Annotated in this window: 14 protein-coding genes; 11 read left to right on the forward strand and 3 right to left on the reverse strand. The window is 65.4% G+C overall.

Translation table 11 applies throughout. The features are described from left to right. A partial coding sequence (locus ASE89_RS16230; RefSeq protein WP_443024359.1) for a methyl-accepting chemotaxis protein occupies nucleotides 1-945 on the reverse strand: 945 nt, incomplete at its 3' end. A gap of 321 nt (nucleotides 946-1,266) precedes the next feature. On the opposite strand from ASE89_RS16230, the gene sdhC reads away from it, so the two are divergent. Genes sdhC through ASE89_RS16250 form a run of 4 tightly spaced genes read left to right on the forward strand, consistent with a single transcriptional unit; the run spans nucleotide 1,267 to nucleotide 4,086 of the window. Beyond that, nucleotides 1,267-1,611, forward strand: a complete 345-nt coding sequence (gene sdhC, locus ASE89_RS16235; protein WP_031393660.1) for a succinate dehydrogenase, cytochrome b556 subunit — start codon at nucleotides 1,267-1,269, stop codon at nucleotides 1,609-1,611. Beyond that, nucleotides 1,611-1,997: a succinate dehydrogenase, hydrophobic membrane anchor protein gene (gene sdhD, locus ASE89_RS16240; RefSeq protein WP_031440117.1), complete on the forward strand. Its 387-nt coding sequence runs from the start codon at nucleotides 1,611-1,613 to the stop codon at nucleotides 1,995-1,997. The genes sdhC and sdhD overlap by 1 nt, the downstream gene beginning before the upstream one ends. Then, nucleotides 1,997-3,799 (forward strand): succinate dehydrogenase flavoprotein subunit, encoded by a 1,803-nt coding sequence (gene sdhA, locus ASE89_RS16245; RefSeq protein WP_031440116.1) that lies wholly within the window; start codon nucleotides 1,997-1,999, stop codon nucleotides 3,797-3,799. The genes sdhD and sdhA overlap by 1 nt, the downstream gene beginning before the upstream one ends. Continuing rightward, on the forward strand, nucleotides 3,799-4,086 hold the full coding sequence (locus tag ASE89_RS16250; protein WP_031393663.1) for a hypothetical protein: 288 nt from the start codon (nucleotides 3,799-3,801) through the stop codon (nucleotides 4,084-4,086). The genes sdhA and ASE89_RS16250 overlap by 1 nt, the downstream gene beginning before the upstream one ends. 2 nt (nucleotides 4,087-4,088) lie before the next feature. Here ASE89_RS16250 and brnA read toward each other — a convergent pair whose 3' ends face one another. Together brnA and ASE89_RS16260 are read right to left on the reverse strand one after the other, a co-directional pair. Beyond that, nucleotides 4,089-4,373 (reverse strand): type II toxin-antitoxin system BrnA family antitoxin, encoded by a 285-nt coding sequence (brnA, locus tag ASE89_RS16255; RefSeq protein ID WP_197976043.1) that lies wholly within the window; start codon nucleotides 4,371-4,373, stop codon nucleotides 4,089-4,091. Then, a complete protein-coding gene (locus ASE89_RS16260) occupies nucleotides 4,351-4,686 on the reverse strand; it encodes a BrnT family toxin (protein ID WP_081874214.1) in 336 nt (111 codons plus the stop codon). The genes brnA and ASE89_RS16260 overlap by 23 nt, the downstream gene beginning before the upstream one ends. A 36-nt stretch (nucleotides 4,687-4,722) precedes the next feature. Between ASE89_RS16260 and ASE89_RS16265 the strand changes: the two genes are divergently transcribed. From ASE89_RS16265 to sucD, 7 genes are all read left to right on the forward strand, one after another. After that, nucleotides 4,723-5,304, forward strand: coding sequence for a ClpP family protease (locus tag ASE89_RS16265; RefSeq protein WP_031393666.1), 582 nt, complete (start codon nucleotides 4,723-4,725; stop codon nucleotides 5,302-5,304). Between the two features lie 134 nt (nucleotides 5,305-5,438). Continuing rightward, on the forward strand, nucleotides 5,439-6,221 hold the full coding sequence (locus tag ASE89_RS16270) for a succinate dehydrogenase iron-sulfur subunit (protein WP_031393667.1): 783 nt from the start codon (nucleotides 5,439-5,441) through the stop codon (nucleotides 6,219-6,221). Nucleotides 6,222-6,449: 228 nt separating this feature from the next. Then, the gene (locus ASE89_RS16275) at nucleotides 6,450-6,920 is read left to right on the forward strand and encodes a PaaI family thioesterase (RefSeq protein ID WP_156363524.1); all 471 of its coding nucleotides are present in this window, start codon (nucleotides 6,450-6,452) and stop codon (nucleotides 6,918-6,920) included. Between the two features lie 129 nt (nucleotides 6,921-7,049). Beyond that, entirely contained in the window at nucleotides 7,050-8,141 is a 1,092-nt protein-coding gene (gene zapE / locus ASE89_RS16280; RefSeq protein WP_056679807.1) for a cell division protein ZapE, read from the forward strand. Nucleotides 8,142-8,403: 262 nt separating this feature from the next. After that, the gene (mdh, locus tag ASE89_RS16285) at nucleotides 8,404-9,366 is read left to right on the forward strand and encodes a malate dehydrogenase (protein ID WP_056679810.1); all 963 of its coding nucleotides are present in this window, start codon (nucleotides 8,404-8,406) and stop codon (nucleotides 9,364-9,366) included. A gap of 67 nt (nucleotides 9,367-9,433) precedes the next feature. Next, on the forward strand, nucleotides 9,434-9,730 hold the full coding sequence (locus ASE89_RS16290) for a GIY-YIG nuclease family protein (RefSeq protein ID WP_031440111.1): 297 nt from the start codon (nucleotides 9,434-9,436) through the stop codon (nucleotides 9,728-9,730). Nucleotides 9,731-9,786: 56 nt separating this feature from the next. After that, nucleotides 9,787-10,671, forward strand: a complete 885-nt coding sequence (gene sucD, locus ASE89_RS16295; protein WP_031395407.1) for a succinate--CoA ligase subunit alpha — start codon at nucleotides 9,787-9,789, stop codon at nucleotides 10,669-10,671. Nucleotides 10,672-10,750: the final 79 nt, after the last annotated feature.

Genomic DNA, 10,750 nt, shown 5'->3' on the forward strand with positions numbered 1-10,750 from the left:
GAAGCCGCGTCCCGCATCGCCCGCGCGCGCCGCCTCGATCGTCGCGTTGAGCGCGAGCAGGTTGGTCTGGCCGGCAATGTCGCGGATCAGCCCCAGGATCGACTCGATCGACTTGGCGTGATCGCTCAGCGCCTCGGACATGCCGACCGCGTCGGTCGCCTGCGCGGATGCGCGATTGGCGATCTCGGCCGCGGCCTCGACCTCGCTGCGCGCATCCTCGATCGCGCGGATCAGCCCCGCGGCGGTCTGCGCGGCCTCGCGCATCGCCACCGCGGACTGTTCGGCGGCGGCCGCCACCTCGCTCGCCTTGCCCAGCACCGCGCGGGTCGAGGCCGAGCTGCGCACCGCCTGCTCGCGCAGGACATGCCCCTCGTCGGTCGCGGTCTCGACCATCGTCGCGATTCCGTCGCGGAATTCGACCGCCAGCGTGTCGCGCGCGCCCTGCGCCGAGAAGTTGCGATATTTGGTATAGATCGCCACGGTGATCTCACCTTCCAGCGCCGACAGCCTCATCAGCGTGTCGATATACAAGGAAAGTCGGTCATTGTCGCGCGCCACGCTCTGCATCAGCACGCCGAGCGCGGCACGGTCGCTCGCGCTGATCATCGACAGCAACGCCATCGGCGACACGTCGGCGGCATAGGCCGCGGCGACCGACCGCTCGACCGATTCGACCCAGCCGCGCGCATTGGTGTTGAGGAAGCGGTCGCGCAGGAAATTGCAGCCGACCTCGATCATCGCGTCGGCCTCGTGCGGCGACCAGATCCGCTCGTTGCTGAAACAGCGCTGCCACTGTTCCCAATAGGCCTGGGAGATCGTGACGACATGCGGTTCGATCAGCGCCCAGAGCTCGCGGCTGGCTGCCGCGAGCGAGCCGTCGAAGTCGAACGCGCGCAGCCGTGCGGCCAGGTCGATCTGGGTGGCGATCGACCCGGGGGCCGGCATGTCGAGTGAGGTCAAAGGGTAAACTCCGGATCGCGTTGCCCGGCCAGCGCTAACGGTGATTCCTTAAGGCCAGGTTAGGGATCGATGCCGCGGGGCAGGGGGCGCCCGCCGCCCCGCCCGACCAACCGTCCGGCGGCCCCTGTGCATTGCCCTGGGTTATCAAGCCGGGCGGCGATGGGTTGCATCGCAGCACATGGCGTCTAATAGACCGGCAAACCGTTCGTTACTCGCCCTTCGTACTCGAGGACACAGCCCTTGGCATCGCGCAACCCGGCACGCCCGCTTTCTCCCCATCTGCAGGTCTATAAATGGGGCCCGCACATGCTGGTCTCGATCCTGCACCGCGCGACCGGCAGCGGCATGGCGACCGTCGGCAGCCTGCTGCTCGTCTGGTGGCTCGCCGCGATCGCGTCGGGGGATCAGGCCTATGCGACCTTTGTCGACGTGTTCACGACCGATACGGGCGGGCTCAACATTCTGGGCTATGTCATCGGCATCGGCCTGACCTGGTCGCTGCTCCAGCACATGATGACGGGCATCCGCCATCTGGTGATGGACACCGGCGCCGGTTTCGAACTCAAGCGCAACCGTATGGGTGCGCGCGCGACGATCCTGGCCAGCACGCTGCTGACGGTCGCCTTCTGGCTCTACATGGGGATGAAGTAATGGGTTCGGGTACGCCAGTCGGCCGCGTCCGCGGTCTGGGCAGCGCCAAGCACGGCACGCAGCATTGGTGGCAGCAGCGGCTGACCGCCGGCGCCAACATCTTCCTGATGGCCTGGCTGATGGTCGCGGTCGCGCGGATGCCCGCCTATGACTATGCCTCGGTGCATCTGTGGCTCCAGTCGTCCTGGGCGGCGATCCCGATGGCGTTGCTGATCCTGTCGGTCTTCTACCACTTCCGTCTCGGTCTTCAGGTCGTGATCGAGGATTACATGCACGGCGAAAGCCGCGTCGTGACGATGATCCTGCTCAACCTGTTCACCTTCACGCTGGGCGGCATCGCCCTGTTCGCGATCCTGAAGGTCGCCTTCTCCGGAGCTCCTGCGTAATGTCAGCTGCCTACAAGATCATCGATCATACCTATGATGCGGTCGTCGTCGGGGCCGGCGGCTCGGGCCTGCGCGCCACGATGGGCATCGCCGAGAGCGGGCTGAAGACCGCGTGCATCACCAAGGTCTTCCCGACCCGGTCGCACACCGTCGCCGCCCAGGGCGGCATCGCCGCGTCGCTCGGCAACAACTCGCCGGATCACTGGACCTGGCACATGTTCGATACCGTCAAGGGTTCCGACTGGCTCGGCGACCAGGACGCGATCGAATATCTGTGCCGCGAGGCGCCGCAGGCGGTGTACGAGCTCGAACATGCCGGCATGCCGTTCAGCCGTAACGAGAACGGGACGATCTATCAGCGTCCGTTCGGCGGCCACATGCAGAACATGGGCGAGGGCCCCCCGGTCCAGCGCACCGCCGCTGCCGCCGATCGCACCGGCCACGCGATGCTCCATGCGCTCTACCAGCAGAGCCTGAAGTACAATACGGACTTCTTCGTCGAGTATTTCGCGCTCGACCTGATCATGGAGAACGGCGTCTGCCGCGGCGTGATCGCTTTGTGCATGGAAGACGGTTCGATCCACCGCTTCCGGAGCCACCAGACCGTGCTCGCCACCGGCGGTTACGGCCGCGTCTATTTCTCGGCGACCTCGGCGCACACCTGCACCGGTGACGGCAATGCGATGGTGCTCCGCGCCGGGCTGCCGCTCCAGGACATGGAGTTCGTCCAGTTCCACCCGACCGGCATCTACGGCGCGGGCGTTCTCATCACCGAGGGCGCGCGCGGTGAGGGCGGCTACCTGACCAACTCCGAGGGCGAGCGCTTCATGGAGCGCTATGCCCCGTCGGCGAAGGACCTCGCCTCGCGCGACGTCGTCAGCCGCTCGATGGCGCTCGAAATGCGCGAAGGCCGCGGCGTCGGCAAGAACGGCGACCACATCTTCCTGCACCTCGATCACATCGATCCGAAGGTTCTGGCAGAGCGCCTGCCCGGCATCACCGAGACCGGCAAGGTCTTCGCGGGCGTCGATCTCACGCGCCAGCCTTTGCCCGTCACGCCAACCGTGCATTACAACATGGGCGGCATCCCGACCAACTTCCACGGCGAGGTCGTCAACCTCGTCGGCGGCAACCCCGACGCGGTCGTCCCCGGCCTGTTCGCGGTCGGTGAGGCCGCCTGCGTCTCGGTTCACGGCGCCAACCGTCTCGGCTCGAACAGCCTGATCGATCTCGTGGTGTTCGGCCGTGCGACCGGCCTGCGGATCCGCGACACGCTCAAGCCCGGCACCGCGCACGCGCCGCTGCCCAAGGGGTCGGAAGATCTCGCGCTCACGCGTCTCGACACGTTCCGCAACGCGAGCGGCGGGTCGCCGACCGCGCAGATCCGTCTCGACATGCAGCAGACGATGCAGAAGCATTGCGCCGTGTTCCGCGACACCGAACTGCTCAACCAGGGCGTCGAGAAGATGGCGGGCATCTACAACCGGATGACCGACGTCGCCGTGAAGGATCGCAGCATGATCTGGAACACCGATCTGGTCGAGACGATGGAGCTCGACAATCTGATCGGCCAGGCCGTCGTCACGATGAACTCGGCCGCCAACCGCACCGAGTCGCGCGGCGCGCACATGCACGAGGATTTCCCCGAGCGTGACGATGCCAACTGGATGAAGCACACCATCACCACCTTCGACGGCTGGGGCGGCAAGGGCGGTCAGACCAAGATCGATTTCCGCCCGGTGCACGACTACACGCTCACCGACGACGTCGACTACATCAAGCCCAAGAAGCGGGTCTATTGATGATCTGGGCCATCATCGCGATCGGGTTCCTCGTGCCCGTCGCGGTGGGGCTGCTGACGCGGTTCCCGCCGATGATCGCCGGCTTTCTCTGGCCGGCGATCGTCGCGATCGGCACCGCGATCTATATCTACGGCATCGAAACGCGCGCCCCCGGCGAAGACCCGCAGAAGATCGCCATCACCTTCTTCGCGCTCTTCTCGCTCGCCGGCGGCGTCCCCGGCGGCCTGGTCGGCTGGATCCTCCAGCACAAGCGACAGGCCGATCCGGCACTCGACCGGGACGTCTGACCTCAGGGGGCGGCGGGCGCATTCGCTGCCGCTTCCAGACGATCTGCCAGCCACATCTTGATGAGCGCCTGACGCGTGACGCCACGCTTGCGGGCTTGCACGTCGAGACTCTCTACCATCCACGTGGGGAAATCGACGTTCACGCGCTTGGCCTCCAGCGCAGGCTTGCGTGGGCTGGACCAGTCGAAATACGCGCTGACATCCTCGCCCTCGTCAAACCGCCGGTCGAGTTCGTCGGCTGAGATAGCCTTGTGCAGCACGGATTTAGCCGGTGCGGGCGCGTTCATAAGCCAGTTCCTCATAATCTCTCGCGCGGCGAACCGAGATGATCCGGGTCGCCGTACCGCGATCGGTGACGATCGCCGTCCACAGGCGATCGCCGATCCGGCCGATCACCAGTTGCCGGTCTTCGCCCACATGGCGCTGGGCCGATCCGACGACGATCCGCTCGTCATCGCCCCACAGCGCCTGAGCTTCGACGAAATCAATCCCGTGCTTGACCGCGTTGGCCGCGCTCTTGTCCGGGTCGAATTCGAACATGGCCAACTCTACCGCAATTTCGGTATAGAATCTATACTCCCGGTCTTTTGCGGACGACATCGGAACCGCTCGATACCGCGGTAAGTTTGCCCGCGCATGACCGACACCTCCCCCGCTTCGAACGCGCGCAACTATCCGTTGCTCGCCGTCCCCCATGTCCAGCTGCACGGCCCCGTCGACGACGCGATGTACGACAGCTTCAAGGCGCAGGTCGCGGCTGCGCCGACCGAGGGCCCGCTCGTCGTCTCGATAACCACGCTCGGCGGCGACCCCGAAATGGCGCGCGCGATGGGCGACCATATCCGCCTGCTGCGCGAATATACCGATCGCGAGACGCTGTTCCTCGGCAAGGTCGCGGTCTATTCGGCCGGCGCCACCTTCATGTCGGCCTTCCCCGCCGACAGCCGCTTCCTCACGCGCAACAGCCGCCTGATGATCCATGAGCGCCAGATGACGAGCACGATCCAGCTCAACGGCCCGCTCAACGCGCTGTCCTACACGCTGAAAGCCAAGCTCCACGAGATCGAGGATTCGATCAACATCCAGGAAGAGGGCTTTCGCGATCTCGTCCGCGGTACCAAGGTCGATATCGAGGAGCTGAAGGCCAAGGCGCCGTCCAACTGGTATATCGAGGCGGAGGAAGCGCGCGATCTCGGGCTGATCCTCGACATCATCTGACGGTTGCGGCGGTCCGTGCCGCGCCCCACATGTGACTCATGTTGCACCCGCGAAGCTAAGGATTTGCGGGCAGGGCCCCTGTCATGTATCGGCTCTGACAACCTTGTCATCACACCACGGACGGACCGCTCGCAATGGCCGAATTCTCGCTCCCGAAAAACAGCGTCGTTAAGAAGGGCGTCAAGCACGCCTCGACCAGCGGGGGCAAGCGGCTGAAATCGTTCAAGGTGTATCGCTACGATCCCGATAGCGGCGAGAATCCCCGCTACGACACGTTCGAGCTCGACCTCGACGAGACCGGTCCGATGGTGCTCGACGCGCTGATCAAGATGAAGGGCGAGCAGGACAGCTCGCTGACCTTCCGCCGTTCGTGCCGCGAGGGGATCTGCGGCTCCTGCTCGATGAACATCGACGGCAAGAACGGTCTCGCCTGCACCACCGCGATCGAGGATTGCAAGGGCGAGGTCCAGATCACGCCGCTGCCACACATGGACGTGATCAAGGATCTCGTCCCCGACTTCACGCATTTCTACGCGCAATATTCGTCGATCAAGCCCTGGCTGCAGACCGTCACCCCGCCGCCCTCGGGCAAGGAACGCCTCCAGTCGCCCGAGGACCGCTCGAAGCTCGACGGCCTGTACGAGTGCATCCTGTGCGCCTGCTGCTCGACCTCCTGCCCGAGCTACTGGTGGAACGCCGACAAGTTCCTGGGGCCGGCGATCCTGCTCCAGGCCTATCGCTGGCTCGCCGACAGCCGCGACGAGATGACCGGCGAGCGGCTCGACGAGCTCGAGGATCCGTTCCGCCTCTATCGCTGCCACACGATCATGAACTGCGCCAACGCCTGCCCCAAGGGGCTGAACCCCGCCAAGGCGATCGCCGAGATCAAGAAGATGGAAGCCGAACGGATCGTCTGATTTGAGGGGGGAGCTTCTTCGCTCAACCGCTGATACCTCCCCCCTCCCGTTCGTGCTGAGCGAAGTCGAAGCACAAGCCTGGGGCCGGGGACGACGCTCCCCCAATTCCGTTCGTGCTGAGCGAAGTCGAAGCACAAGCCTGGGGCAGGGGGTGGCGCTCCCAAAAGTCCTTCGACTTCGCTCAGGACGAACGGGCAGGGTGGGCGCCGTTCGCAAGCTTCGAAGGACATGCCGTTGACCACCCCCCATTTCCTCGACGCAGAAGACCCCGCGCACCCCGGCTGGCGCAGCTGGACCCTGTCCGACCCGACCCGGTTCAACACGCTGCTCGGCCCCATGCTCTACCGCGTCGACGGCCACCGCGTCCGCGTCCGCATCACGCCCGAGCGTCGCCATTCGAACCTGCAGGACAATGTCCACGGCGGCGCGCTGCTCGGCTTCATCGACGTCGCGCTGTTCGCCGCCGCGCGCGGCTTCGGGTTGATCACCGCCGGCACCGCGGTGACGCTCGACCTCAACACCCAGTTCATCGGTGGCGGCCGCATCGGCGCGCCGATCGAGGCGCAGGTCGAGGTGCTCAAGGAAACCGGCCGCCTCTTGTTCCTGCGGGGCCTCGTGGTGCAAGGCGACGACGAAGCGAAGATCGCGGCCTTCTCCGCGACGATCCGCAAGCCGTCGCCTAAGCCGCCTAAGGGCTGACCCCGACCGCTATCACCACCCCGGCGAAGGCCGGGGCCCAGTTGGGACACGATCATTGTTCAAGCGTAGCGCTCCATTACGGCAACCTTTCCTCCTGGGCCCCGGCCTCCGCCGGGGTGGTGAAGACCAGTGACCGTCCTCGCCGCCTACGAAGCGCTCGTCGCCTCGGGCGAACTCCGCCCCGACCCCGAACAGGCCGCCGCCGCCGCGCGCCTGAACACGCTCGCCACCGAACTCGCCGCACCCGTCGCGACCGGCTTCTTCGCGCGCTTTGCGAAAAAATCAGCCCCGCGCGGCGTCTATCTCTGGGGCGGGGTCGGCCGCGGCAAGTCGATGCTGATGGACCTGTTCTTCGCCGAGGTCGCGGTCGAGCGGAAGCGCCGCGTCCATTTCGGCGAGTTCATGCTCGAGGTGCACGCGCGCATCGCCGCCGAGCGTCGCAAGGAGGTCGGCGACCCGATCGTCCCCGTCGCCACCGCGATCGCCGAGGAAACCCGGCTGCTCGCGTTCGACGAGATGATGGTCACCAACAGCCCCGACGCGATGATCCTCTCGCGGCTCGTCACCTCGCTGCTCGATTCCGGCGTGACGATCGTCACCACCTCGAACCGCCCGCCCGCCGATCTCTACAAGAACGGCCTCAACCGCGAGCATTTCCTCCCCTTCATCGCGACGATCGAACAGCGCCTCGACGTCCTCCCGCTCAACGGCCCCGTCGATTACCGCCGCGACCGGCTCGGCAGCCAGGACACCTGGCTCGTCCCCAACGGGCCCGAGGCCACCGTGCAGCTCTCCGCCGCGTTCTTCCGCCTCACCGACTTCTCGCCCGACGACAGCGAGCATGTCCCGTCCGAGGAACTGATCGTCCAGGGCCGGGCCCTGCGCGTGCCGAAGTCGCTGAAAGGCGTCGCGGTCTTCAGCTTCAAAAAGCTGTGCGGCGAGGCGAGGGGGGTGGCCGACTATCTCGCCATCGCGCGCAAATTCCACACGATCATCCTCGTCGGCATCCCCAAGCTCGGGCCCGAGAACCGCAACGAGGCGGCGCGCTTCGTCGGGCTGATCGACGCGCTCTACGAGCACAAGGTCAAGCTGCTCGCCGCCGCGGATGCGCAACCGGGCGATCTCTACGCGAGCGGCGACGGCCGGTTCGAATTCGACCGCACGATCAGCCGTCTGGAAGAGATGCGCTCGGAGGAGTATCTGGCGGAAGGGCATATCTGACGCACCCCAAGCACCACCGCGGCGAAGGCCGGGGCCCAGTTGGAAAGGCCGTAGTAATAGCGCGCAGTACGCAGTTTGCACCGTCCCCCAACTAGGCCCCGGCCTCCGCCGGGGTGGTTCAGCGAACGTCGGCAAGCTTATTGCTCCTGCGAACGAGTTGCAATAACACCTGTACTTTTCCGCTTTAACGGTTGCCGTAGCGCCATAATGCGCGTAACCGGCGTCACCAATCACCCCGCACATCAGACGGAGACGGATTGGAATGGCTCGCAAGAAGATCGCGCTGATCGGCGCCGGTAACATCGGCGGCACGCTCGCGCACCTCGCAGCACTCAAGGGTCTGGGCGATATCGTCCTGTTCGACGTGGCCGAGGGCATCCCCCAGGGCAAGGCGCTCGACCTGTCGCAGTGCGGCCCGGTCGAAGGCTTCGACTCGACGATCACCGGCTCGAACGACTATGCCGATATCGCAGGCAGCGACGTCATCATCGTCACCGCCGGTGTCGCGCGCAAGCCCGGCATGAGCCGCGACGACCTGCTCGGCATCAACCTCAAGGTCATGAAGGCCGTGGGTGAGGGCATCAAGGCCAACGCACCCGGCGCATTCGTCATCTGCATCACCAACCCGCTCGACGCGATGGTCTGGGCACTGCGCGAATTCTCGGGGCTCCCGCATCACATGGTCGTCGGCATGGCGGGCGTGCTCGACTCGTCGCGCTTCAGCCACTTCCTCGCCGACGAGTTCAAGGTCTCGGTCAAGGACGTCACCAGCTTCGTGCTCGGCGGCCACGGCGACACGATGGTCCCCGTGATCCAGTATTCGACCGTCTCGGGCATCCCGGTTCCCGATCTCATCGCGATGGGCATGTCCACGCAGGAGAAGATCGACGCGATCGTCAAGCGCACGCGCGGCGGCGGCGGCGAGATCGTCGCGCTGCTCAAGACCGGCTCGGCCTATTACGCGCCCGCCACCAGCGGCATCGCGATGGCCGAAGCCTATCTCTACGACCAGAAGCGCGTCCTGCCCGCCGCGGCCTACGTCTCGGGTGAATACGGCCTCGACGACCTGTATGTCGGCGTGCCCGTGGTGATCGGCGCCGGCGGCGTCGAGAAGATCGTCGAGATCAAGCTCGACGACGAAGCCAAGGGCAACCTCCAGGTCTCGGTCGACGCGGTCAAGGAACTGATCGTGGCGTGCAAAGGTATCGACGGTAGCCTGAACTGATTTGAGGACATGAGCTGATCTGCTGTTCCCCGGCGAAGGCCGGGGTCCAGTTGGGAGAAGTCCCGTGATGGATACCGCCTTCTGCGTCTACATCATGGCCAGCAGGCGTAACGGCACGATCTATCTCGGCGTCACCAGCAATCTTCCCAAGCGTGCTTGGGAGCATCGCAACGGGGTCGTCGCAGGATTTACGAAGAAATACGGTTGTCATCTACTCGTCTGGTACGAAGTCTATGATGATCTGGACGCCGCCCGGCAGCGTGAGCTGCAGATGAAGGAATGGAAACGGGCCTGGAAGGTGAAAGCGATCGAAGGGATGAACCCGAACTGGGATGATCTGTTTGATACGCTGACGCCAGACTGACCCGCCTTCCCAACTGGGCCCCGGCCTCCGCCGGGGAACGAGAGAGAGAAAACTAGATGAGCATCCTCGTCGACAAGAACACCAAGGTCATCACGCAGGGCATGACCGGCGAAACCGGCAGCTTCCACACCAAGATGGCGCTGGAATACGGCACGCAGATGGTCGGTGGCGTCACCCCCGGCAAGGGCGGTACGACGCACCTCGACCTCCCCGTCTACAACACCGTCGCCGAGGCGAAGTCGGTCACCGGCGCGACCGCGTCGGTCATCTACGTGCCGCCTCCCTTCGCGGCCGACTCGATCCTCGAGGCGATCGACGCGCAGATCGAGCTGATCGTCGCGATCACCGAGGGCATTCCCGTGCTCGACATGGTCAAGGTCAAGCGCGCGCTCGCGGGCTCGAAGTCGCGGCTCATCGGTCCGAACTGCCCCGGCGTGCTGACCCCCGGCGAGTGCAAGATCGGCATCATGCCCGGTTCTATCTTCAAGAAGGGCTCGGTCGGCGTTGTCAGCCGTTCAGGCACGCTCACCTATGAGGCGGTCTTCCAGACCTCGAACGCAGGCCTTGGTCAGACGACCGCGGTTGGCATCGGTGGCGATCCGGTCAACGGCACGAACTTCATCGACGTGCTCGAGCTGTTCCTCGCGGACGACGAGACCAAGTCGATCATCATGATCGGCGAAATCGGCGGCGACGCCGAGGAGCAGGCCGCGCAGTTCCTGATCGACGAGGCCAAGCGTGGCCGCAAGAAGCCGATGGCCGGCTTCATCGCGGGCCGCACCGCACCTCCGGGTCGTCGCATGGGCCATGCCGGTGCGATCGTCTCGGGCGGCAAGGGCGATGCCGAGAGCAAGATCGCGGCGATGGAAGCTGCCGGGATCAAGGTCTCGGAAAGCCCCAGCCTGCTCGGCGAGACGCTGCTGAGCGTGCTGAAGGGTTGATCTTACTACCCCTCTCCCCCCGGGGAGAGGGAAGGAGCCGCCATTTGGCGGCGGAAGGGTGAGGGCACGTGACCGCCCG

It is taken from the genome of Sphingomonas sp. Leaf30, assembly GCF_001422525.1.
GTDB lineage: Bacteria > Pseudomonadota > Alphaproteobacteria > Sphingomonadales > Sphingomonadaceae > Sphingomonas > Sphingomonas aerolata.